19 protein-coding genes and 1 pseudogene are annotated in these 24,283 nt (G+C 45.8%); 11 read left to right on the forward strand and 9 right to left on the reverse strand.

The window, feature by feature from the left end:
- The 3 genes and pseudogenes from IEW74_RS17575 to IEW74_RS04225 all read left to right on the forward strand — a co-directional run.
- On the forward strand, positions 1 to 307 hold a 307-nt coding region (locus tag IEW74_RS17575; RefSeq protein WP_188661938.1), incomplete at its 5' end, for a helix-turn-helix domain-containing protein.
- Positions 265 to 819 carry an IS630 family transposase gene (locus IEW74_RS04220; RefSeq protein WP_188661940.1) on the forward strand — a complete coding sequence of 185 codons (555 nt, stop codon included), beginning with the start codon at positions 265 to 267 and terminating at the stop codon, positions 817 to 819. The genes IEW74_RS17575 and IEW74_RS04220, both read left to right, overlap by 43 nt.
- 124 nt (positions 820 to 943) lie before the next feature.
- Positions 944 to 1,606, forward strand: a pseudogene (locus IEW74_RS04225) (IS982 family transposase).
- Here the strand turns inward: IEW74_RS04225 and IEW74_RS04235 are convergent.
- The 5 genes from IEW74_RS04235 to IEW74_RS04255 form a co-directional block, all read right to left on the reverse strand.
- Complete coding sequence (locus IEW74_RS04235; RefSeq protein ID WP_188661945.1) at positions 1,565 to 3,061, reverse strand: IS4 family transposase; 1,497 nt, start codon at positions 3,059 to 3,061, stop codon at positions 1,565 to 1,567. The pseudogene IEW74_RS04225 and the gene IEW74_RS04235 overlap by 42 nt on opposite strands.
- Before the next feature lie 226 nt (positions 3,062 to 3,287).
- Positions 3,288 to 4,880, reverse strand: coding sequence for a M48 family metalloprotease (locus tag IEW74_RS04240; RefSeq protein ID WP_188661947.1), 1,593 nt, complete (start codon positions 4,878 to 4,880; stop codon positions 3,288 to 3,290).
- A gap of 5 nt (positions 4,881 to 4,885) precedes the next feature.
- Positions 4,886 to 5,299, reverse strand: coding sequence for a hypothetical protein (locus tag IEW74_RS04245; RefSeq protein ID WP_188661949.1), 414 nt, complete (start codon positions 5,297 to 5,299; stop codon positions 4,886 to 4,888).
- A 41-nt stretch (positions 5,300 to 5,340) separates the two neighbouring features.
- The gene (locus IEW74_RS04250) at positions 5,341 to 6,837 is read right to left on the reverse strand and encodes a CHASE2 domain-containing protein (RefSeq protein ID WP_188661951.1); all 1,497 of its coding nucleotides are present in this window, start codon (positions 6,835 to 6,837) and stop codon (positions 5,341 to 5,343) included.
- Between the two features lie 92 nt (positions 6,838 to 6,929).
- Positions 6,930 to 8,816, reverse strand: coding sequence for an ABC-F family ATP-binding cassette domain-containing protein (locus IEW74_RS04255; RefSeq protein ID WP_188661953.1), 1,887 nt, complete (start codon positions 8,814 to 8,816; stop codon positions 6,930 to 6,932).
- A gap of 166 nt (positions 8,817 to 8,982) precedes the next feature.
- Here IEW74_RS04255 and ndk point away from each other — a divergent pair, with 166 nt between their 5' ends.
- Entirely contained in the window at positions 8,983 to 9,405 is a 423-nt protein-coding gene (gene ndk, locus IEW74_RS04260; protein ID WP_188661955.1) for a nucleoside-diphosphate kinase, read from the forward strand.
- A 324-nt stretch (positions 9,406 to 9,729) separates the two neighbouring features.
- The gene (locus IEW74_RS04265) at positions 9,730 to 10,938 is read left to right on the forward strand and encodes a HEPN domain-containing protein (protein WP_188661957.1); all 1,209 of its coding nucleotides are present in this window, start codon (positions 9,730 to 9,732) and stop codon (positions 10,936 to 10,938) included.
- A gap of 211 nt (positions 10,939 to 11,149) precedes the next feature.
- On the opposite strand, the gene IEW74_RS04270 is transcribed toward IEW74_RS04265, so the two are convergent.
- The 4 genes from IEW74_RS04270 to fliG all read right to left on the reverse strand — a co-directional run bounded on the left by IEW74_RS04270 (position 11,150) and on the right by fliG (position 15,358).
- Positions 11,150 to 11,599: a DNA polymerase III subunit chi gene (locus IEW74_RS04270; RefSeq protein WP_188661959.1), complete on the reverse strand. Its 450-nt coding sequence runs from the start codon at positions 11,597 to 11,599 to the stop codon at positions 11,150 to 11,152.
- Positions 11,600 to 11,612: 13 nt separating this feature from the next.
- A complete protein-coding gene (locus tag IEW74_RS04275) occupies positions 11,613 to 13,118 on the reverse strand; it encodes a leucyl aminopeptidase (protein ID WP_188661961.1) in 1,506 nt (501 codons plus the stop codon).
- Positions 13,119 to 13,244: 126 nt separating this feature from the next.
- Positions 13,245 to 14,309, reverse strand: a complete 1,065-nt coding sequence (gene amrS, locus IEW74_RS04280; RefSeq protein WP_188661964.1) for an AmmeMemoRadiSam system radical SAM enzyme — start codon at positions 14,307 to 14,309, stop codon at positions 13,245 to 13,247.
- 29 nt (positions 14,310 to 14,338) lie between these two features.
- A complete protein-coding gene (gene fliG, locus IEW74_RS04285; protein ID WP_188661966.1) occupies positions 14,339 to 15,358 on the reverse strand; it encodes a flagellar motor switch protein FliG in 1,020 nt (339 codons plus the stop codon).
- Between the two features lie 215 nt (positions 15,359 to 15,573).
- Between fliG and IEW74_RS04290 the strand changes: the two genes are divergently transcribed.
- From IEW74_RS04290 to IEW74_RS04315, 6 genes are all read left to right on the forward strand, one after another.
- Positions 15,574 to 15,816 carry an MliC family protein gene (locus IEW74_RS04290; protein WP_188661968.1) on the forward strand — a complete coding sequence of 81 codons (243 nt, stop codon included), beginning with the start codon at positions 15,574 to 15,576 and terminating at the stop codon, positions 15,814 to 15,816.
- Between the two features lie 368 nt (positions 15,817 to 16,184).
- Complete coding sequence (locus IEW74_RS04295) at positions 16,185 to 17,027, forward strand: formate/nitrite transporter family protein (protein ID WP_188661970.1); 843 nt, start codon at positions 16,185 to 16,187, stop codon at positions 17,025 to 17,027.
- A gap of 56 nt (positions 17,028 to 17,083) precedes the next feature.
- Entirely contained in the window at positions 17,084 to 18,823 is a 1,740-nt protein-coding gene (locus tag IEW74_RS04300; RefSeq protein WP_188661972.1) for a bifunctional protein-serine/threonine kinase/phosphatase, read from the forward strand.
- Positions 18,824 to 18,886: 63 nt separating this feature from the next.
- Complete coding sequence (gene cynS, locus IEW74_RS04305) at positions 18,887 to 19,330, forward strand: cyanase (protein WP_188661974.1); 444 nt, start codon at positions 18,887 to 18,889, stop codon at positions 19,328 to 19,330.
- A gap of 327 nt (positions 19,331 to 19,657) precedes the next feature.
- Complete coding sequence (locus IEW74_RS04310; RefSeq protein ID WP_188661977.1) at positions 19,658 to 20,863, forward strand: EAL domain-containing response regulator; 1,206 nt, start codon at positions 19,658 to 19,660, stop codon at positions 20,861 to 20,863.
- 34 nt (positions 20,864 to 20,897) lie between these two features.
- Complete coding sequence (locus IEW74_RS04315) at positions 20,898 to 24,233, forward strand: bacteriohemerythrin (RefSeq protein ID WP_188661985.1); 3,336 nt, start codon at positions 20,898 to 20,900, stop codon at positions 24,231 to 24,233.
- Positions 24,234 to 24,283 lie beyond the last annotated feature (50 nt).

The following is a 24,283-nucleotide window of genomic DNA, read 5'->3' on the forward strand; positions in this document are numbered from 1 at the left end:
TCCTCCTTTGTTAAATGATAAACACCGTAAAGCTTTAAAAGATATTGTGGATCAAGGGCCAATCCCCGCTATTCATAATGTGACACGCTGGCGGTTATGCGATTTAACCCAATGGGTTTGGGAAGAGTTTCGTATTTCTATTTCGACAACAGTGTTGGGTCGAGAGTTGCGTAAAATGGGCTATCGTAAACTTTCGGCTCGCCCGTGTCATCGGACACGCAATCTAGAAGCCATGGAGGGTTTCAAAAAAACTTCACAACCAGAATGGCAGAAATCAAAGAGCAAAAAGCTCAAGGGAAAACCATAGAAGTCTGGTTTCAGGACGAGGCCCGTATCGGTCAAAAAAACAAGATTACACGGCGTTGGGCCAAACGAGGGACACGGCCCGAAGCCTTACAGGATTTGCGAACCCGTTCGGCCTATATTTTTGGGGCGATTTGCCCCGAACACGGTAAAGCCGCCGGGATCATTATGCCCAAGTGTAATACGTTTGCCATGGAAGTTCATCTTGAAGAAATCTCTTTGGCAGTGGATGAGAATGCCCATGCCATAATCATTATGGATCAAGCGGCATGGCACACTTCAAGTAAATTGAAAGTGCCTGATAACATTACGATCGTGCCTTTGCCACCCAAGTCACCAGAGCTTAACCCTGTGGAAAATATTTGGCAATTCATGCGACAAAATTGGCTTTCAAATAGGATCTTCAAATCCTATGACGACATTGTCAATATTTGCTGTGATGCATGGAACCGCTTGAGTGATCAACCGTGGAGAATTATGTCCATTGGGAACAGGGAATGGCTCTATCGGTCATAGCAGGTGCATTTTGGTATTAACGCGGATTCGGGATAAGGGATTTATTAAGTTATTGACTCACAAGTATAAGGTGATGAGAGTAGGCTATTTATAGCTACAAAAACGGCCTACAATGGAGGTATCCATGGTTCCCATCGAAGAGATTTTCTGTGAGATCGACGATTTCTGCAAGCGTGTATTTCCTGCTTTTTGTGCGTTTCTCAAATCGAAAACAGCCTTACCAACAGGACTGTATTTTGTTGATAGCACGACTTTGAGCGTGTGCCGCACTCAACGCATCAACAGTCACAAAACATTTGTCGATCTGGCCCAACGGGGAAAGTCTTCCATGGGCTGGTTTTACGGCTTCAAACTTCATCTGGTTATCAACAATCGCGGTGAGTTGATGTCATTTCACCTGACACCGGGCAATGTCGATGATCGCAAGCCTGTTCCCGGATTATTCAAGAGCCTGAAAGGCTTAGCCGCAGGTGACAAAGGCTACATCTCCAAAAAGTTGACGCAAGATTTGTCAGAACAAGGGGTTGAGTTCATTACAAAACACCGAAAGAAAATGAAACCAGCCAATCATACTTCTTTCCAGAAATAATTCCTGTCCAAGCGGGCAATTGTCGAAGCTGTTATCGGACAACTGAAAGAAATTTGCCAGATTGAACATTCAAGACACAGGAAAACAGATCATTTCTTCATCAATCTGCTTGCAGGATTGGCTGCATATGTTTTGAAACCGAGGAAACCTGCATGTTCACTGAAAGGCTTGCCGACAACATTCCTTATCCCGAATTGACGTTATTTTAGTACGGTGAAGGCACTCTATCATTTCATGTCTCGGGGCGGTTAAGCATTGAAAGTTTTTAGGCCTTCGTTTGACGCATCTGGGTTCACGCCTGCCCAGTCGTTCTGGCACGATTAGAGATGCAATCGCGTCATGGAGCAAGGCCATTAAACGGTGGCGTTCCAACACTTTCAGCCCTTGCCGGTTTAAGACAGGCTCCCATTGCCTCAGAGCTTGAATGGTGGCTTTAAAGCTCAATCGCCGAGGGTGTTGTTTTGCCATTTGTGCCGCCTCAAACATAAGTAACCCAATGGCATTATAAGCGATAAAATGCATCAGGATTTCCTTGCGAACCATGGATGGCGTTTTACAGCGCAGCACATCCATGCCCATGGTGGTTTTGATATCGCGAAAGAACAATTCCACATCCCAGCGTTGATAATAAAGTTCTGCCAGTTCAGATGCCGGATAAGCCTCAGGGTCAGTCATGGTGGTGACCAGATAAAAGGATTTCGTCCTGTAGCCCGGTGCGTTCACATCGACCTTGATTTGGCGCAACGTCAAAACATCGGGCAAGGCCTCCCATTCGGCTCGCCCATAACTATGTTGCTTGCTCCACAAGGGTTTGGGCCATTGGATGAGCAGATCATTTTCGCCTAGAATCTTAACGGCAGAAGCTGCTTCTACAGGAGTGCGGCGGGCCAAGGTAAGAATGGAATCCACCCCGAATTGCTGCAGCTTCCAGACATCGTAATAGCTGCAAAACCCTTTGTCTCCAAGGAATATGTCGCCTTTGTTAAACGTTCCCCATTGTTGACGGAGCATGGGAAGTTCAGACTTTTTTCTATCTCCGAGGCGATAGCTTAACAAGGCACCTGTATGAAGGCAAAAGCAGGCACAAATCCGTCCTTGGGGAAAACCGCAACCGGGCTGCTGACCTTTAGGTTGAGGCCAGGTTTGTTGGTTCTCAGGCGTGTCCACCATACTGATACCTGTGCCATCGACGACAATGACCCGACGGCCTTTCCATCCCTGTTTCTGACTTCGCTCATGCAAGGTTTTTGATGTGTGATTCAGGATTTTTTCCATCATGCTTTCATCAAGCTTATGACGGGCCTGACAATAAGCCGATGTGGAGGCTGACGGGACTTTTAGAGACCGTTCACCTGCAAATGCCTGAATTTTTCGAACCACTTCCTGACAGCCGCCATCCGCATCCAGAATTTGGGAAAAGAACGCCCAGAACGTATTGGCCTTGCTATATAATCGTCGCCGGGAGAAGGGGCCGTTTACATCATGATCCAATTCCTTCATCGGAATAAACCGGGAAAAGCAATCACCGAGTTGAGACTGGGAATGCTTTCGAATGCGATCTGCTTCATCAGCCATTTTCTGAAGCGTTGAACGGGGCTTACGGCGTAATGTCGACCAGTGCAATCCCGGAAGATATAAGCTGCTGTTTTTCATGGAAAAGTATCGCATTTTCTAAAGAAAAATGCATCTTTAATTCACTACGAAAAGGTCTTAACTTAGTGCCATTCGGGGCTGACCTCGGAATTCGTGCCCCCCCCCCCCTTTTCAAATTGCTATTTCCGCTGACAGTGACGATAGTGCGGCTTCGAGCCTTGGCTATGTAAAAGATATCAAGTTTGCGAATTAACCTGAAATTTCAGAAATCGCAAAACCGTTTTTTTTAAGTCTCTGAAGCTGTCATGTTTTTACGACCTTCACGTTCTGCCATCGCATCGTTAAACGAGAACTGGCAAGTGTGAAACATTCTCTTATTTTCCTTCGTATTTTGACGATTATTTTCACAGGCCTGCAACGTGTAAAGAGCATCCTTATCTTTGCGGGCCATAACTTGATATTTAATCAATGTAGCCATATAGCTTGTCTCTGAAATTGGAAATTTGCGTTTGGCAAGCTTATGCGCAACAATCGCTTTATCCCACATTTTTATATTTTCGTATTCCCGCAGCAAAATGTCAAAAACCTCGTAAGTGGGCTCTGGTCCATTTGCGGCAATTTCCAGATTTTTAATAGCTTTGTTATTTTTACCCTGCGCTTTCCTTATTTTATAAAACAGGAGACGAATTGTAGAGTCGGGATCGTTTACTTTCCCTCGTAAAGAAAGGCGGATTTTTTGTTCAGCTGTTTTCAGGTCTTTCTTTTCAAAGGCTAAGCGCGCTTGGTTAAAATAGAGGCGGCGTTCAATGGCTTTAAAACCGACACCTTGGAAGACATGTCTCTGATAGGCATCTATTTTGAGACGAGGGAGGTTGATCATTTCGCGACGGTATTCTTTTTGAATATAATATTTTGCATTCTGGTAGCGGACTTTCCCGCTCGGATGGCTAAAGGCATAGGAATGGAACCATCCTTTTGCTGTCTCTTCAGCTTCATTGTGTGGTGTCTGGGCAGAGACTTTTTTGATATAGGTTAAGACACTGTTCCAGTTGTAGCCTGCATTATAAAGCATATCAACTGCCAGAAGGTCCGCTTCAAGCTCATCTTCACGTTTGTGTTCATATGCCAGTACGTTCGTATAATAATCGCTGACCGGATCGTCAATTAAACTGGTGACGATTCCGGTGGCTGTGGCATCCACACCTAGCTTATTCGAAATCAATGCACCTAGTGTGTAAAGACCAGAGCGCACACCTTTAGCCGCTAATTTTTCCCAAACCTCGGAATTCATGTGGCGGAAAATTGAATGAGACATTTCATGCGCCAAGATCGCAGCGAGTTCATCCTCACTCGCAATGTTTAAAAGCGTGCCGGTTGGAAGGGTCAGCAAGTTAAACGTTGACATCCTCGCCGTATAATAATTTTTATCCGTAATCAAAAAAGTTACAGGCGGATCAATATGTGCTTCGGAATAATGTTGCAGCAACTTGTTGGCGACTCTATTGATATATTTTTTTAAATAGTCATAACCTGGACCGACAAGAGAGCTTTCATCATGAAGTCTTAAAACAGCTTTTTCAAAATCTTGCCTATTACCTGTAAGCCCTAAGCTTTTCTCTTTTTGTTTAAGAGCCTTCACATCCTTTGAGAACTTGTAATCTTTTTTAGCCAGATCCCCTTTAAAATCAATCCCATCTAGAAATTTTGTTAAAAAATTTTCTTCTAATTCAGGGTTTTGCCTTTCCTTAACCGAGGCTTGCATCTTACCGGGAATTTTGTCGTAAATTGGATTTGTCTGGCCCGTTGTTTGACATGCGGACAAGGATACCAGACAGAGACCGGCACCTAACAAGGGTTTAAACTGCTTTATCTTTTCCATTTTTCTTAATCCTTGCAGTTCCCTAGTCCGCGTGAGACAAGTTGCCCATAATCTGAGGAACGTGCGACCGCCAATTTAGGGCGTTCTTTCAGTTGTTTGATCAGGCAATTCATATCCGTTACGACAATGGTTTTTTCATCGGTTTGGACGAATGATTCAGGCAACCAAAACTTGTCACTATACTGCAGCATATGAGGCTTCTGAGGGTGACGGACGACTTCAAAAGGAAGCGGTAAGAGCTCACTTGTTTTCACCGTAACAAATTCCCCGGACATCGGATCACTATATAGGTCAACAGTATTGTCTATAGAGTCATATGCAATAACATTCACGAGTTGAACATCTGCAGCAAAGCTTGAGTGTCCTCCTAAAAAGGACGCAGACAAGAGAAGCAGTCCGATCAAGAGTATTTTTTTCATTTTTAACCTCATTTTATTCGGTAAAAGAGCATGCCGCTCTTTCATTTAGTTTGATTCGGTTCATTAAACCTAAGCGAGAATATGCTCTTAAGGGCATTAACGGTCAAAACACCAATAAAGGTGAGCGCAAGCATGGAAACCCCCAGCCAGTTCACAGGTTCAAAATTCCAACAACTGACAAAAGCGATTTCTGCCGAAAAAATAGTTAAGAAGACAAGCAGGCTTAAAAAAGCCATTTTAAGAAGCAGCTTATATGGGGATTGCTTGGTATTTGACACGATCGATTTAATAATCAATGCCTCAACAATAATAATAAAAATTGTTAAACAAAATTCAACCAGAGTGGTCGCATCTATATGCCAAAATAGCTTTTCAGCAGGGCGATAATATTCTGTTCCATAGGTACGCAAATTATCGTAGGCCATAGCGTGAGCGACGACACCGGGGACCTGTGCAATCGTTGGTGACTGCGTTAAATCTTCATTTCCAATGAGAGAAGCCCCGATCATGACGACCTTATTGGCGACAAACTCGCCAGCGATCTTTTTCTTAGTCAGGTCGGATGATTTTTGAAATTTCAGAAAATCCAACATTGGAATGAGGGAATGGAAAAAACAGCCTTTTTGAGAAGAAACCGACAGAAATTTATTTAGTATTGCTTCTGCCAAATAACGTATTGACCGGGCGAGCCTCCCTTTAAAGTCTGCCGGATGCTCCTGACAATCTTGGTTATAAAAAGGGTATTTTACATTTAACTGTGCTAATCCATTCCCCCATTGAATATCCATAGGGTCTGAAAAGACCTGAGAGGCACTTTCCAAAATTGAGGACGTACAATTCCCTTCTTTCTGACATTGGTCATAATAGAGTCTAAGCGCCGGTGAATAACCAATTTCATTATTGCATGCCTGATACCCAACAAGGGGATAATAACGATCATAACCTTCAAACCTGACAAAAGGTGAAGCTGTTGAGATTTGATCGATATTGCCGATATTCTTTAAGCTCTGTGACGTGCAATCCTGACCATTCCGTGTGCGGGTATGCAGGTTTGGATTGGGAAAATAAACGTCAACCCCAGCACGTTTTATTCTCTTCAAAGTGTTTTCAAGATGCACTTGTTCTTGGCTGTCCCCACGAGGATCCAAAAGCAACATATCTATAAAAATAGCTTTTGGGCGCAGTTTGGCGACATTGTACAAAATATCTGCATATTGGCGTAAAGTCGGCGGATAGTTGAGGTAACCAATCTCGTGATTATTCGCTTTCGCAGCGTTAATCGTACTTTCATCAATCAATAAGATAGATATTTCACCACTTTTCTCGTTATTATAGAATGGCGATGTAATCCGGTTATATGCAGAAATAGACTGTTGGTCTGTTGCACTGGTCAGCCCAACCGGATCAAGAATTGATATAAGAAATGCTCCAAGGGCAACAAGAAAACCTCTGATTATGGTCCAGCGCGTTGCTTCCTTTTGAATATATTTTTGACCGCTATAAAACCATCTGACAAAAAAAATAGGATTAGATGCCACGCCCCACATGCCCCTTCGATTGTATTGCCCGATACAACGACCCGGATTGTAGAGGCGATGCCCCCTTAATGCAACGCGAAATTGTTAGAAATTCAAGCGTTAGCCTCTTCCAACGCTTCCGCAGCTTCCAACCATTCCATTTCGGCTTCTTCCAGCTGATTGTTGATCTCGCCAAGCTTGATTTGCAAGGCTTGCAGCTTATCGCTCGGCCCTTCGTAAACCTTGGGCTCAGCGAGTTTGGCTTCCAGTTTTTCTTTTTCCTGCGTGTACTTTTCGACGCGTTTTTCCGCCTCTTTGGCTTTTTTGCGCAAAGGGGCCTGGGCGGCGCGTTGGGCGGCACGATCTTGGCGACTGGCCTTTTTTTGATTGGCCGCGCTGTTTTGATCAGTGTTCGCGTTGTTTTTCTTGTCGCCGCGACGCGCTTCGATCAATTGGCGTTTATATTCCGCCAAATCCCCATCAAAGTCTTTGCAATCGCCTTTTTCCACAATCCACAGACGATCACAGGTCAATTCCAGCAAGTGCGGATCATGCGAAACAATCACAACGGCCCCGTCATAGGTATTGATGGCTTGCACAAGGGCCTCACGTGAATCCACATCCAAATGGTTGGTCGGTTCATCCAGAAACATAATGTGCGGGGCTTCAAAGCTCATCAGGGCAAACAGCAGGCGAGCTTTTTCACCACCGGACAGTTTTTCAATTTTACTATCGGCTTTATTGCCTTCAAACCCAAAACGCCCCAGTTGTGCACGCACTTTGGACTCCACCGCATCCGGCATCAAGGCGGCCATATGGTCAAACGGTGTTTTTTGTACGTTCAGTTCATCGGTTTGATGTTGAGCGAAATAGCCAACTTTTAACTTACTGGATTTGCGCAAGCTCCCTTCCATTGGTGCAAGGCGGTTGGCCAGCAGTTTAACCAATGTGGATTTACCATTGCCGTTGGCCCCTAAAAGGGCGATACGGTCATCCATATCAATGCGTAAAGACAGTTTCTTCAGGATCGGTTTATTTTCTTCATACCCGACATCGACCTCTTCCATCGCGATTAAGGGCGAAGACAGCGGTTCCGGGTCCGGGAAATCAAAGGTATAGGTCTTTTCTTCCAGTACCGATGCAATCGGTTCCATCTTTTCCAGCATTTTCACGCGGCTTTGCGCCTGCTTGGCCTTGCTGGCCTTGGCACGGAAACGATCAACGAAGCTTTGCAAGTGTTTGCGCTGGGCCAGTTGCTTGGACTGTGCCTTGGCTTGCAAGGCGAGTTTTTCCCGGCGTGTTTTTTCAAACGTATCATAATTGCCGCCATAGCGCGTGAGCTTGCAATGTTCCAGATGAATAATTTCGTCCACCACTGTATTTAACAAAGCACGTTCGTGGCTGATCACTAAAATGGTGCCGGGATACCTTTTTAAATAATCTTCCAGCCACATGACGGCTTCAAGGTCCAGGTGGTTGGTCGGTTCATCCAGCAGTAACAAATCAGGTTGGGCAAACAGGGCGGCAGCCAATGCCACACGCATCTGCCAACCGCCGGAAAAATCACTGCAGGGGCGCAACTGCGCCTCGTGGTCAAAGCCCAGACCATTCAGGATCGTTGCCGCGCGTGCCGGGGCGCTATGGGCATCAATATCAGCAAGTCGGGCGTGGATTTCACCGATCCGGTGCGGGTCGGTGCAGGTGTCGGCCTCTGCCAACAGGCTTTCACGTTCCCCATCAGCCTTCAACACGGTATTGAGCAAAGAATCACTGCCCGTTGGGGCTTCCTGTGCGACTCGTCCCACGCGGGCGCGTTTTTGTACGCTCAGGCTTCCATCATCCGGTGCAAGCTCTTCTAGAATTAGTTTAAACAAAGTGGATTTGCCCGTGCCGTTTTTGCCGACAAGGCCTACCTTGTGACCTGCCGGAACGACAACAGTTGCCTGTTCAAACAGGATGCGCCCGCCAATGCGGTATGTCAGATCATTTATATGTAACATAGTCGCGCTTTTAGCACATTTTTTGGGCATTTCACCATGAAAGATGAAAAACATAATTGTGCAGTTGCAAATTGCGTTTTGACGCTGTATAAGGCGCCCACTTTGTCGCTGGGTATCCGTCCCGGTGACTTCACAGAGATTTTACAGACAAAGGGGTTTCCCTATTATGGCTATCGAACGTACACTGTCCATCATCAAACCGGACGCAACTCGCCGCAACCTGACGGGTCAAATCGTCGCTCGTTTTGAAGAAAAAGGCCTGCGCGTCGTTGCTTCCAAGCGCATCCAACTGACTCAAAAACAAGCTGAAGGCTTCTACGCTGTGCATAAAGAGCGTTCTTTCTTCGGTGAACTGGTTGAATACATGATCTCCGAACCGGTTGTTGTACAGGTTCTGGAAGGCGAAAACGCCATCCTCGCTAACCGCGAAATCATGGGCGCAACAAACCCGGCAAACGCAGAAGAAGGCACAATCCGCAAAGATTTCGCCATCGACGTTCAAGAAAACTCCGTCCACGGTTCCGACGCTCCGGAAACGGCTGCAGAAGAAATCAAATACTTCTTCTCCGAGTGCGAAATCGTCGGCTAATCTGACATCCTCAGATCGCAAACGAATAAAAAGCGGTGCTTCCTACATGGAAAGCACCGCTTTTTTTGTGTTGGATTAACGCTCACGCTTGTCTAGAAAAACCGGCCCAAAAGCAACAGACCGGTAACTGTCCCCCGAACTTCCCCCGAACTGTGGCAGAACTGATAGCGGAATTGTTTACTAATTATTCCTTTTTGAATATATGTTTAGAAGGTTTATTAATTTAGTCATCCTGTGTAAATAAAGCATATGTCCTCATATCATCAAGATATCCAATTTCTTGTTTCAGAAACGCTTAACTATGACCCTCTGGGGGATAAGAATGTGTCATTAATTGACCGCATGCTTTTTCCTGCTCCAACTGGAGGGAGTTATTCTGCACCTAAAAGTGTAAGAGAGAGGTTGTATGCGTTAGCTGAAAAAAGCCTACAAAACACCCCAAAGCTTAAGGGGAAGATGACTATAAATGAATTTGCAGAGTATCTAAGGCCAGAAATTGCCAGAATTATTTATAATAAAGCTATTCCAGATAAAGATACAGTAACCAAACTTTTACAAAGGGTTCGAAAAAAGGCAGTTAATGATTTAAAAACACTAACTCATTATTTTCCTTGCTCATTAGCATCAGATAGTCGGCAAATGGAGTTTAGTATTGGCCCCGTAACCTTCACTTCTCAAAAGAAGTGGCAAGAATTTATCTCATCTGAGAAACATGATAATAAGGATAAATACTTTGATGAGGCTAGAAAATACTACAGTAAATTCAAATGGATAGCTTCAGTAGATATTGAAGAATGCAGTGCTCAAATATCAGAAGAACGAGCAAAAAAGGCCCTGGAAATTTCTCTAGAAGCTTTGTCTGCTGTTTTTTCTTCACAAGGCTCTGAAGGATTAAGTTTCCAAAACCTTATACACTCGCCTATCAAAACTCATCGACTTATTAAGGAAAAGGGTAAGGAGTTCAATGCATCTACCCAAATTTCTTGGAAAGGCCATCACTTATCTGAAAATTGGTTTTCAGAAATTACTCAGCATGGCTTCAATTTATACTTGCAAGCTGTAGGAGATATCGTGTCTGAGCAAGTCAAAAATAATGTTACTGATTTGATGCGTAGATATATAGACGCTTTGCACTGGTACGGAGAAGGCATTCGAGAAAAAGATGCAGGTGTCAAAATTATTAAACTTACATCTGCAATAGAAACACTGGTATTTACAAAACCTCACGATAGTGCGAAGACGCGAACATTCAAAGAAAGAAGTAGTTCTTTGATTGCTTTTAAAAATCCTCAAGAATATCGAAATTTAAAGAAGAAATTTAATCAAATGTATGACGCTCGATCAGGTGTAATTCATGGGCGGATTAAATATGGAACAATTAAATGGGCTACGGCTCATGAATATGAAGGGTTATGTCGATCAGTGTTATTTCAAGCTATTCAATACTATCAATCAATTGGTTTCAATACTGCTGAGAACCTTGAAGACGAGTTTAACTTCTTAGTTGAAACAGTATCCAAAGCAGCAGCTTAAGTCATGGAAAGGTTACATTACTACGTACGTTGAGCAATAAGGGGCATTAATTTCGATCTAATCTAACAGTCCTTCTGGCAAACAAGAAGAGTTACCCGTTTTAGTAAAGATACAATTCCTTTATACATAGACATAGATCCCCGATTGAGGGTGAAAGTAATTCTGGCATTTTGTTTTCCTTGACAGGCAAAGCCTTTAAAACTTTCCCCACTTAAGCCTTTTTCTCCCAGCCGCCGTTGTCGGTTTGTTGCCAGTAGGTCAAGGTGTGTTCGGCCTCTTTGTAGGCCTTCCATTGCACACGCGCATTTTGGACGGCTTGATCGCTTCGTCCGTCAAAGACGACAAAGCAACGTTCAAAGTTGGGTAAATCGGTTCGGTCCGCCCCGTCACACAGGAAAAGAAAAGTCGCCTCGTTCGGGTTTTCCGCATCCGGGGTAATCCAGATCGGCTGTCGGTCTGCATGTCCATCTTTTGTGGTCCCATGCGGTAACCAACTGTCCGGTTGATAGGTCCAAAGATCGTTGGCCAATGCTTCGGCCCGTTCACTGGAGCCCACTTGCACGATGGCGCGTTTTCCCACCTGCAGGGTTTTTTCCAGCAGTTTGGGCAAAGCCTGTTCCAAAGAGAACTTTGTCAGGTGGTAAAACGCAATATCCGTCACGAGCCTTCAGACCTTATCCTTCAAAGTATTTTGCAACCAGCTTATCCAGCAAGCGCACCCCATAGCCCGTACCGCCACGCGGCACGGTCGGACGGTCTTTTGTTGACCAGGCCATACCGGCAATATCGATATGCGCCCATGTGGTGTCCTTGACAAAACGTTGCAGAAATTTTGCCGCTGTGATCGAGCCACCAAAACGTCCACCGACATTTTTCATATCGGCGATTTGAGAATTGATCAACTCGTCATAGGCGCTATCCATCGGGAAAGGCCAGACTTTTTCCCCGGTTTCATCACCGGCTTTTTTCAGTTTTTCTGCAAGATCGTCATCATTGGCAAACACACCTGCGCGTTCTTGGCCCAACGACACCAAAATCGCCCCGGTCAAGGTTGCCAGATTGATGATGGTCTTCGGTTCAAATTCCTGCTGGGTATAGGTCAAGGCATCCGCCAGCACAAGGCGGCCTTCTGCATCCGTGTTGATGACTTCGATCGTTTGACCATCCATAGAGGTCACCACATCACCGGGACGTTGCGCGTTGCCATCGGGCATATTTTCCACCAGACCGATCACCCCGACCACATTGACGTTGGCTTTGCGCCCTGCCAAGGCTTTCATGGCACCGGTGACAGCACCTGCCCCGCCCATGTCCCATTTCATGTCTTCCATACCCGGCCCCGGTTTAATACAGATCCCGCCGGTATCGAACGTCACGCCTTTCCCCACCAAGGCAAGCTGCACAGATTTGGCTTTGCGTCCGCCGTTTTGCAACCCGTTCCAGCGCATGGTGACCAGACGGGATTCGCGACGACTGCCTTGGCCAACACCCAACAGCGCATTCATACCCAGCTTGGCCATTTCCGCTTCGCCCAACACATTGACCTCGACACCCAATTCAACCAATTCGCGGCAGATATCGGCAAAGCTATCCGGGTATAAAACATTGGCGGGTTCGGACACCAGATCACGGGTCAGGAAAATCCCTTCGGCAATTTTTTCAAGGTCTTCAAAGGCATTGCGCGCACGTCCGCCACTTGGCGTCATAATTTTCAAGGCACGGATTGACGGTTTTTTATCGTCTTCTTCCTTGGTGCGGTATTTATCGAAACGATAAGATCGCAGCAACGCCCCATAGGCGATATGGGCCGCATGTTCCCAAACGCGGGCATCGGCCTCTTCAACCGCATCAAAGGCAATGCTGACAGTGCGCGGTTGTTGTCCACCCAACACGTGATAGATCGTCCCGCCAAGTTTTTCTGCACCCAACAGGTCCAGTGCCTTGGGTTTGCCTGCACCAATCAAAAGGACGCGTTCCAGCTTTGTCCCGCCGGGGGCCAGTACAGAAACAACTTCGCCCAGCTTCCCTTTGAATTTTGCAATTTTCGCCGCACGGGAAAGCGCACCATCGACCTGCTTATCAATCGCAGCGGCACTTTCCGACAGATCCCCGCCCTCAAAGCCAATAACCACAAGAACACCCGTCTCCGGCAAACCCGGTTTCGTGAACGAAATTTTCATAAAATCCTCACTTCATTGCATTTGTTTTGCACAGGTTAGCCGGAAGTTTGACCGAGGAAAACCATAAAAAATATAAGTTTATATATTTCCATAAAAGAAATACGAAAAAATAGAGTGAAATTGAACCTATTTAAACCGTAAAGGGACACGTTTTCGCCCCCACGACCCGGCAGGCCCATCAAAGCACCCTGCACATTTTGTGCCGCACGACAGACAATGACCATCGTGATCCAGGTGCCATTCGGACAATTCGTACCAATCCCGTTTGATCAAAACCGCGCCACAGTTATGGCAATAGGTCGTATCGCCTTCTTCATGGTGAACATTGCCCGTATAGGCATAGCGCACCCCGTTGGCAAGCGCAATTTCACGCGCCCGTATCAAGGTTTGCGCCGGGGTGCGCGGTTTATCCTGCATTTTCCAGTCCGGATGAAAGGCGCTGAAATGCATGGGCACGTTCACACCCAGTTCACGCACCACCCATTTGGTCATGTCATCAATTTCATCTGCACCGTCATTTTCACCGGGGATCAAAAGATCGGTGATTTCAAACCAAACATTTGTTTGATGTTTCAGATAGACCAGCGTTTCAAGAACATCGTTTAAATGAGCACTGCACAATGTATGGTAAAAATCTTCGCGAAACGATTTTAAATCCACATTCACCGCATCCATATGGGCGAAAAACTCTTTGCGGGCCTCTGCATGAATATATCCGGCAGTCACCGCCACCGTCTTAATGCCCTGTGCGCGGCACGCCTTTGCCACATCGACAGCATATTCTAAAAAAATCACCGGATCGTTATAGGTAAACGCCACCGATTTGCATTTGGCTTGCACACAGGCGCGCGCAATCATCTCCGGTGTCGCCTCAGCTTGTAGCTTATCAAATTCACGCGATTTAGAAATATCCCAATTCTGGCAAAACTTGCATGTCAGATTACACCCCGCCGTTCCAAAAGATAAAACGGGTGTGCCGGGATAAAAATGGTTAAGCGGTTTCTTTTCAATCGGATCAATGCAAAACCCGCTGGACCGACCATAGGTGGTCAAGACCATCTGCCCACCTTCGTTCGCACGCACAAAACACAAGCCGCGTTGCCCCGGCTTTATTTTACAATCGCGCGGGCACAAATCGCATTGAATGCGACCATCTTCAAGCTGGTGCCAGTATCGTGCGTGATGAACCATTCAGGTAGTATATAACGGAAATAGAGAGGTTAGAAGATCATTTCGTCTTCGTCGCCGCCTGTGGAAATGACGATTTCACCGGAATCTGCCAGTTGTTTGGCAATCACAACAATTTCAGCCTGTGCTTCATCCACATCGCGCAGACGTACAGGCCCCATTGCCTCCATATCTTCTTTCATCATTTTACCGGCGCGTTCCGACATATTTTCAAAGAACAGGTCTTTGACGGAGTCCGCCCCGCCTTTCAAGGCCATCGCCAGTTTGTCTTTTTCAACCGTGCGCAACAACACCTGAATACCGGCTTTATCGACACGTACAAGATCGTCAAAGGTAAACATCAAGGCCTTGATGCGTTCTGCTGATTCACGGTTGCGTTCTTCCAAAGAGGTAATAAAGCGGTTTTCGGTATTGCGATCCAGATTGTTAAAGATATCCGCCATCAATTCGTGCGTGTCACGGCGTTGTGTACGGGCAAGGTTGGTCATAAATTCTGAACGCAATGTTTTTTCAACGCTATCGAGAACTTCTTTTTGCACCGCTTCCATACGCAGCAAACGCATGATCACTTCCATCGCATAGTTTTCAGGCAAAAGCGATAAAACACGCGCGGCATGGTCCGGTCTGATCTTGGACAGCACAACGGCAATGGTTTGCGGATATTCGTTTTTAAAATAATTGGCAAGAACGGCTTCGTGAACGTTATCCAGCTTGTCCCACATGGTCCGACCGGCCGGACCGCGAATTTCTTCCATAATCCCGGCGACACGATCTTTGGGCAGGGCTTTGCGTAAGAGACGTTCTGTGCTGTCAAATGTCCCGACCAATGACCCGGCAGACGAAAGTTGATCGGCAAATTCAACAAACAAACGTTCGATTACCGTCGAGCTGACCGAGCCTAAACTCGCCATAACTTGAGAGAGTTCGCGAATTTCTTCGTTGTCCATCATCTCAAATAATTTACCGGAATGCTCTTCACCCAGAGAAAGCATGAAAATCGCTGCTTTTTCTTGTCCGGTCAGGCTACGATAATCATCTTTAACTCTTGCCATTATATTTCAATCAAAGATTTTAGAGTTTCAATACCATGTTCTAAAACCCATTTTTAAAAACAATGTATTTCAGTCATATATACTCCCTATTTCAATAAAATCCTATAAGTTTTCCAGTATGCTAAAAGCAAACCCAAAACGAGATAAATTCGATGTTCAAACTTCATAAACACCTATTAATCGTAAGTCTGATATTGTTGTCAGGGGCCTGCACAATGGCCCAACCCAATCTGACCTCATACAAGTGTGACGATTTGACGGAAATCACCGTTCAATGGCAAGACGATAAGGCTCTGCTTCAAATCGGCAAGACGCAAAAAATATCTTTAGTCCACGTTCGCGCAGCCTCCGGCGCACGTTATGCCAATGATCAACACGAAATATGGGAACATCACGCTCAGTTGCGTTGGACAGATAAAAACGGCACCGTCCGTCTTTGCCACCCAAGCATTCCATAAAGGACAAATGCCTAGTTTTTACGCACAGACCTTAAAATTCGATCACATTTTGTGCGGCGCAACATGCTTGATCTTCTCTACGTTTCCCCCAAACCATGCAGTTTATCTGGGCTTTTCACGCTTGGCATGGTTCCTGAATAGAAGAGTTTGAATTTTGGCAACGGCGCCAAAAGGACATTCTTAATGAATAACAGCAACGTCGCTGACCTTCTTCCCGGCTTTTGGGGAGTTGTTGTCATGCGGCGTTTTTTTGTTGAAAGAGTGCGTTGTCTTCACATGCCTTTTTAATCATTTCCCTCTTCATTGGCGAGAAGCAGCAAGCCTCTTTTTAACAGACTGGTTTCAATTATTATTAGAGGATCTTAACCATGTCTTATATCGCACCTGCCGAGTTTGCGACCAAAATGGTCGATGCAGGCGAATCAAAGATTTTTATGTCAACGAAAGACACACTGATTCGTGCCTATATGGCCGGCGCCATTCTCGCGCTTGCCGCCGCTTTTGCCGTCACTATCGCCGTAAACACCGGACAGTTTCTGATCGGGGCTTTGCTTTTCCCTGTTGGGTTTTGCACACTTTACCTGCTCGGCTTTGATCTTTTAACAGGTGTTTTCACCCTATGTCCGCTTGCCCTACTCGACAAACGCCCCGGAGTAACCGTTGGCGGTGTCTTGCGCAACTGGGGGCTTGTTTTTATCGGTAATTTTGCGGGTGCCTTCACCGTTGCCGTTTTCATGGCTATCATCTTCACAACCGGTTTTAGCGAAGCCCCCAATGCCGTTGGTCAGAAAATTGGCATCATTGGCGAGGCTCGGACTGTTGGCTATGCCGAACACGGTTTTGCAGGGATGCTGACCTTGTTTGTGCGCGCAGTTATGTGTAACTGGATGGTGTCCACCGGCGTTGTCGCGGCGATGATGTCCACCTCCGTTTCCGGTAAGGTAATCGCCATGTGGATGCCGATTTTGGTGTTCTTCTACCTTGGTTTCGAACATTCCATCGTCAACATGTTTCTGTTTCCGTCCGGTTTGCTGTTAGGTGGTAACTTCACCATCATGGATTATTTGTTCTGGAACGAAATTCCAACCGTCCTTGGCAACCTTGTCGGCGGTGTTACCTTTGTTGGCGGCATGATCTACGCCACACACTACAAAACGTCCCCAAAACGCAATGCAGGCGCCACCTCTTCTGTGAAAGCACCCGCTGAATAAACTCTTATCGCGAAGCCCGGCTTTTTCGTCGGGCTTCATTTTTTAAAAGGTCTGCCATGCCCAAAGGAACATCCGTCAAACCATACTTATCCGTCAGTATCGGGCAGTATTCAACGGCGGGGCGCAAACCAACCAATCAGGATTTTCACGGTACCCTCATTCCCGAAGGTCAGGAACTTGCCCTGAAAGGTATTACGTTGGCACTTGCCGATGGCATCAGCAGCAGTCCGGTTTCCGCCGAAGCAAGTGAAACCATCGTCAAATCGTTAATGTCGGATTACTATTGCACATCCGATGCATGGACGGTCAAAACCTCTGCCTCCCGCGTTATTCTGGCAACAAATTCATGGCTTTATTCCCAAAACAGGCATGCCCGCATTCACGATATGAATCGGGGGCGTGTCTGCACCTTAGCCTGCCTTATTTTAAAAGGTCACCACGCCCATATTTTTCACGTTGGGGACAGCCGGATTTGGCGCTTAAATCACAATTCCCTTGAGCCCCTGACAGAAGATCATCGCGTCGACGTTTCAGAAACTGAAAGCTATCTGGGGCGCTCTGTCGGTTCCGGGGCACAGGTCGAAATTGACTATAGCGAACATCGGCTGCGCATTGGTGATATCTTTTTACTGACCACCGATGGCGTTCACGAATTTTGGCGCCCCCAAGACGTTATAGAAACCATTCGTTCGAGTGCAACCTTACAGAATGCCGCTGAAACGATTGTCAAAAAATCTTTAGAAACCGGAAGCGATGACAACCTCACCCTGCAAATTGTTCGTATTGATCGTTTAGCCGAAGAACGTGACGGCGCAGGCTTGCTGGATGAGACCCTGAACCTGCCACTCATTGCCCTGCCCAAAGCCGGTGACATGATCGACGGTTTTGAAATTATTCGCCCCATTGTGTCATCCGCACGCAGTCATATTTTTCTAGCGCATAGCGAACAGCATACACCTGTCGTTTTAAAGTTCCCTTCCGTCGATTTACAGGAAAGTTCCGATTACTTACGGCGTTTCGTGATGGAAGAATGGATTTCAAGACGCATCCAAAATCCGCATGTTTTAGGCGCTGCCCCCGCGCCGGAGAAACGGAGCGCCCTTTATACCATTACCCCCTTCATCGATGGCCAAACCCTGCGTCAATGGATGAACGATCATCCCCTCCCCCCTATACAGGAGGTCCGCAACATTGTTGGCCAGATTGTTCAAGGGTTAAGAGCATTTCATCGTCGCGAAATGCTTCATCAGGATTTACGCCCTGAAAACATTATGATCGATCATCAAGGCACGGTGAAAATTATTGATTTCGGGTCTACACGCGTTGCCGGTGTACAGGAAGTCTCCCCATTATATATCGATCACGATATTTTAGGCACCGTACAATATAGCGCCCCGGAATATTTTCTGGGTTATGGCGGGACACAAAGTTCAGACTTGTATTCCCTTGGCGTTATTACCTATGAGCTGTTGACCGGGCACCTGCCCTATGGGGCCAAAACATCGCACGTCAGGAACCGCAAAGACCTGCATAAGCTTCGTTTCAGATCGACGTTAGCCTCGCAATCGCCCTTACCGGATTGGATCGAGGCGGCGTTAAGTAAAGCTGTCCATCCCGATGTGAACAGACGTTATCAATCGTTTTCCGAATTCCTCAGTGATTTGGAAAAACCAGGTGCCGATTTCAAACGGCGTACTGCCATGCCTTTAATGGAAAGGAACCCCGTTCTTTTTTGGCAAACATTGACCCTTTTCTTCGCTCTGTGCTGTTTCTTCTTGTTGATATTTAAACTCTGACACAGGCAACAACATGAAAACACATCAGAGCCCTTTATCCCACACATCATAAGGAGTAAATTGATGTCACGCGCACTCGTTACCGAAAAAATAGTTGCCGCCAAACTAGCCAAAGACCTGACTTGGGCACATGTCGCCGAAGAAATCGGTCAATCCAAAGAATGGGTGACCTGCGGCCTGCTGGGTCAAATGGCAATGAATGAACACGAAGCCGCCATTGCCGCCCGTATTTTCGACCTCAGCGATGCAGAAGCCAAATGGCTGACGGTTCCCCCTTATCGCGGGGCATTGGGGCAAGAGGTTCCCACAGACGCGTTGCTCTATCGTTTTTATGAACTTATTCAGGTCTACGGCCCGGCAATGAAAGCCTTGATTGAAGAACAATTTGGCGATGGCATCATGTCAGCCATTGATTTTTCAATGGATATTGCAAAAGAAGAAAACCCGGCAGGCGACCGTGTCGTCGTCACTTTGAACGGCAAATTCCTACCCTACAAACGTTATTAACACAAAAGAGAGCGAGCTTGTGGAACCATCTTCACAAGCTCGTGTTAACACCAAAACGCCCTTACTTTTTAAGTGCATCTTCTAAATTTAACACAAAAAAAAGGATATACTGATCAAGGTCAACGAACTTGTTTCTACACTTGTCTACAAAGTGATATAGTAAAACATTGTAATATATACTTTTGCTCCCATGAAATGTAATATACTTTAGAGTAGAACATACAAAGCTCTAAGAGCAAAAATAAGATAAATAACAAACTTAAAATTAAAATGAGAAACATATAACGCGCTCAAAATATAAGAACATAAATTGTTCAAGGCTAATTGATGATTAAAAAACTGCTTGTTATTGATGACGAACCGGACATCTGTGAATTCATTTGTGATGTTGCAGACGGTATGGGTTTTTCCACAGCAAAAACGCATAAATCGCTTGATTTCCCATTGCTTTATTCCAATGATCTGGATTGTATCGTAATGGACCTGTCCATGCCCGATATGGATGGTATCGAACTCATGCGTTTTTTGGGCCACAATCAATGTAATGCCGATATCATCGTCGTCAGCGGGATGGATGAAAGCATTATTTCAACCGCAAACAGGTTGGCACGTGACCACGGCCTTAATGTTCTCGGGTCCCTCAGTAAACCCATTAAGATCACGTCTTTGGAAGATATTCTATCACGCGTTACCTTGCGTTCCATTGAGAGAAAAGCAGTATCGTCCACTGTCAAATACGACAAACAGGATCAAACCTTTCCAACTGTCGAAGAAATGCGTGCGGCCATTGACAACAAGCAGATTCAACCCTTTTTCCAACCGCAAATTTCAACCCATGACGATACGCTTGTCGCCTGCGAAGCTCTGGCCCGATGGCATCATCCTGAAAAAGGCCTTGTTCCTCCTTTTCAGTTCATCTCCTTTGCCGAAGATAACAACCTGATCAACGATCTTACACTCTGTATGTTTGAACAGGTTCTGGAAACATTGACGCACTGGCAGACTTGCGGGATCAATATAGGTTGCTCGATCAATTTTTCCGCCCATTCCCTCTCCAATCTGGATTTACCCGACCTTCTGTTTGCCCAAGCCCTTAAATACGGTATTTCAACTAATTTTCTGACCATCGAAATTACAGAAAATGCCGTTCTGGAAGAAGGAAAAACCTATCTTGATGTCCTGACCCGCCTGCGCATGAAGGGCTTTAAGCTGTCGATTGATGATTTCGGAACGGGCTATTCATCCATGAAACAGTTGCGCGACATCCCTTTTAACGAAGTCAAAATTGACCGTTCCTTTGTTATGAATGTGATGACGGAAGAAAGTGCCAAGTCCATCGTGCAATCAACCACAAATCTGGCACATACCTTATCCATGTCGATCGTTTCCGAAGGGGTTGAAGACCTTGAAACACTCAATTTTCTGAAAGAATTGGGAAGTGACCTGCTTCAGGGATATTATTTTTCACCTCCACTTGCCCGCGACGACTTTCAGCAGTGGGCCCATCAATGGCAGAAAAACAAACAAAAATAGATATACAAAAATAGATATAATGTGAGGAACCGAAATGTCGTCAAAACTAACCTCGGGACTACAAAAACAATACCTTCTGGTTTTGGCGATCATCGGTTCCTTGGCAATTTTTGGTGCCGTTTTGCTCGAAGTTGTGGTTGTCAGCCAGGGCAAAGGGGCTGAAATCATCAACATTGCCGGGCGTCAACGCATGTTGTCGCAACGCATTGATCTTTACAGCAACCGCCTGTCACAGACAACCAGCCCCATCGAAATACAAGAAATCAAACGCGAACTTAATCAAGCCGTCGATCTGTTTAAAAGTTCGCATGACTACTTGCGGCAAAATTCAATATTGAAAAATGCCCCGTCTGAACTCTCGGCCCTTTATAATCACGCACCCCATCAGATTGATCAGCATATCTTGCGGCTGTTCACCAACATAGATCGCATGATGGTGCAGTCGGAACGCAATTCATCCATTGATCCAAAACTGATCAGCCAAATATCGCTTTTATGTGAGACATTGCTGCCGAAACTGGACCGGGTTGTCAGCATCCATCAGGCCGATCAAGAAGAAAAAACCGCCAAGCTGCGAACCTATCAATGGCTCAATTTGGCCGTTCTGCTTAGTGTTCTGATTTTATCTGGTGTATTTGTCTTCCAACGCATGCTCAACAGGTTACAAGGACAGGTTGACAATATTGCCGAGGCCGAAGAACGTTTTCGCTCCATCACCCATTCTGCGGAAATATCCGTTGTGGTTGCCTCAGGAAAACACGGACTGATTGAGGCATGGAATCCGGCTGCCGAACGGACATTCGGCTATACCCATGAAGAAGCCATCGGACAACCCGTCACGATGTTGATGCCGGAACGTTATCGCGACACGCATGATGAAAGCTTGCATCATGCCTATTTTAACAAAGATCATACATTAATTGGCCATACAATCGAACTCGAAGCGTTGCATAAGGACGGGCATGAATTTCCCATTGAACTTTCACTGGGAAGCTGGCAATCCAAAGGGCAAAAGTATTTCAGTGCAATTATTCATGACATTACAGAACGCAAAAAAAACGAACAGGAAAAAGAAACTTTACGTCAACAGCTTGTGACCGCAATCGAGTCGATGACCGAAGGATTTGCCCTTTTCGACAAGGAAGACCGACTTGTGATTTTCAACTCTGTTTTTCAGGGGTTCTATGAAAACCATGTCGGCACCATACATGTGGGGCAGACTCTGGAAGCCATCCTGCGTTCCGGTTTAAAAAACGGGAGTTTTCCAAGGGCTGTTGGTCGTGAAGAAGAGTGGCTGGCTGAACGAATGGAATTGCACCTCAATCCAAGAGGGCCGGTTGAACAATTACTACAGGATGGTAGATGGCTTTCCATTAGTGAACAAAAAACAAAAGACGGCGGTGTTGTCGGTGTGCGCACAGACATCACCCAACGCCGCAAGCGAGAAGCCGAATTACGCAAGCTAAAAATGGCGATCGAACAAAGCCGCAGCATCATCCTGATCAGCGATGCCGATGGCATCATCGAATATGCCAACCCCTACTTCACCCAAATCACAGGCTACAGGAACGACGAAATCATTGGGGAAAAACCCAATTTCTTCTCTCAAAGCCATGCAAGCAAACTCAAAGACGGCGATATCTGGAAAACAATCCTCAGCGGTAACGTCTGGCAAGGGCGGATTGAAAATCATAAAAAAGACGGAACACCCTTTATCGAAGAAACCGTCATCTCCCCTATTCGGGATGATAAAGGAAAGATCACACATTTTCTGGCTATACAGGACGACATCACAGAACAATTGCGTTTGGAAGACGTCATTAAAAAACAACAGAAACTGGAAGCTGTCGGACAGCTTGCCGGTGGGCTCGCACATGATTTCAACAACCTGCTGGCCATTATCAGCGGCAATCTGGAGCTTTTGCTCCGATTGGTCAACGACAATGACAATGCCCGTAAAAAAGTAGAAACAGCCCTGAAAGCATCCAATCGTGGCGCCAAACTGACAAAACAATTGTTAGGCTTTACCCGTCAGTCGCCAACCTCCATTCAAACGGTGAACGTCAATGACATCATCACTGAAATTTCCCCCTTGCTGGAACATTCCCTGTCCAAGTCGATTAAATTGAAATTGCAGTTATCCGACGATATCCATCTCGTCGATATTGACCCCGGTGATTTCGAAGATTGTCTGGTTAATTTGGCGGTTAATGCCAAACATGCGATCTCTCATGATGGTGAATTACTGATTGAAACCACCAATATCGACAGCGTTTTTAAACAGGAAAACACGCAAGATACTTATGTGCAAATCACCATATCCGATAATGGATGCGGTATCCCGGCTGATATTCAGGATAAAATTTTCGAACCTTTCTTCAGTACAAAAGAAAAAGGACACGGCACAGGAATGGGCCTTGCGATGGTCTTTGGTTTTGTGCATCGCTCGCGTGGTTATATCCGGGTCTATTCTGAAGAAGGTGTCGGGACATCCTTCAAAATTTTTCTGCCACGCGCCACAAAAGATAAACCCAAAGCACTGTGCAAGCCGGCGCAACAAACAGAACTACCCGGCGGCAACGAACATATCCTTCTTGTCGACGATGAAACAGAATTGCTGGAACTGGCAAAAACCAACCTCGAACATGCAGGCTATCGCGTCACGACAACCCATTCTGCAAGCGAAGCCATCACTATTTTGAAACAAAGCGACGATATCGACCTTCTATTTTCAGATGTCATTATGCCCGGCAAAATTAACGGTTTCGACCTTGCCATTATGACACAACAGGTTAGCCCCCGTACAAAAATACAGCTGACATCAGGCTATACGGCACAAGCGGGTCAAGATTTAATCGAAGGCAATATTTTTGCAAAACAGCTTTATCAAAACCTCTTGTCCAAACCCTATACCCAAGCGGCCCTATTGCAAGCCGTGCGCCGGGTTCTTGATGCCGAAACCCTGATAGAATGGTCAGAATATCTAGACACCGGCATTCCCCTGATTGATGACGACCACAAAATGCTGGTTGCCATTCTCAACCGTCTCTATCAGGCTTGCCTATATAAAGAGGATGAGAAAATCTTCCATTCCATTCTGGATGAACTGGCCCATTACACCAAATATCATTTCCAGCGTGAAGAAAATTACATGGAAGAAATCGGCTATCCCCACCTGAAGAACCACAAACAAGTTCACAAGCTTTTAGCCAGTTTCGTTATGGCCGAACTCAACAAAGTTCAAGATCATTACAACACAAAAAATGGTGACGAGCTTTTACATTTCCTTAAAAACTGGCTCATCGACCATATTATGGGCATGGATCAGGATATCGGTTCCTTCATATCCACAAGACCCTCTGACGATTAGGAACATGGAAAAGAAAAACGATTTCCTATAGTATGGGGTAAAAGAGACAA

The sequence above is a fragment of the Terasakiella brassicae genome, from assembly GCF_014641495.1.
GTDB classification, from domain to species: Bacteria; Pseudomonadota; Alphaproteobacteria; order Rhodospirillales; family Terasakiellaceae; genus Terasakiella; species Terasakiella brassicae.

Coding starts and splice junctions, on each gene's coding strand:
- IEW74_RS04220 (WP_188661940.1), top strand. CDS start 265: ATGGCAGAAATCAAAGAGCAAAAAGCTCAAGGGAAAACCATAGAAGTC.
- IEW74_RS04235 (WP_188661945.1), bottom strand. CDS start 3,061: ATGAAAAACAGCAGCTTATATCTTCCGGGATTGCACTGGTCGACATTA.
- IEW74_RS04240 (WP_188661947.1), bottom strand. CDS start 4,880: ATGGAAAAGATAAAGCAGTTTAAACCCTTGTTAGGTGCCGGTCTCTGT.
- IEW74_RS04245 (WP_188661949.1), bottom strand. CDS start 5,299: ATGAAAAAAATACTCTTGATCGGACTGCTTCTCTTGTCTGCGTCCTTT.
- IEW74_RS04255 (WP_188661953.1), bottom strand. CDS start 8,816: ATGTTACATATAAATGATCTGACATACCGCATTGGCGGGCGCATCCTG.
- ndk (WP_188661955.1), top strand. CDS start 8,983: ATGGCTATCGAACGTACACTGTCCATCATCAAACCGGACGCAACTCGC.
- IEW74_RS04275 (WP_188661961.1), bottom strand. CDS start 13,118: ATGAAAATTTCGTTCACGAAACCGGGTTTGCCGGAGACGGGTGTTCTT.
- amrS (WP_188661964.1), bottom strand. CDS start 14,309: ATGGTTCATCACGCACGATACTGGCACCAGCTTGAAGATGGTCGCATT.
- fliG (WP_188661966.1), bottom strand. CDS start 15,358: ATGGCAAGAGTTAAAGATGATTATCGTAGCCTGACCGGACAAGAAAAA.
- IEW74_RS04290 (WP_188661968.1), top strand. CDS start 15,574: ATGGCCCAACCCAATCTGACCTCATACAAGTGTGACGATTTGACGGAA.
- IEW74_RS04295 (WP_188661970.1), top strand. CDS start 16,185: ATGTCTTATATCGCACCTGCCGAGTTTGCGACCAAAATGGTCGATGCA.
- IEW74_RS04300 (WP_188661972.1), top strand. CDS start 17,084: ATGCCCAAAGGAACATCCGTCAAACCATACTTATCCGTCAGTATCGGG.
- cynS (WP_188661974.1), top strand. CDS start 18,887: ATGTCACGCGCACTCGTTACCGAAAAAATAGTTGCCGCCAAACTAGCC.
- IEW74_RS04310 (WP_188661977.1), top strand. CDS start 19,658: ATGATTAAAAAACTGCTTGTTATTGATGACGAACCGGACATCTGTGAA.
- IEW74_RS04315 (WP_188661985.1), top strand. CDS start 20,898: ATGTCGTCAAAACTAACCTCGGGACTACAAAAACAATACCTTCTGGTT.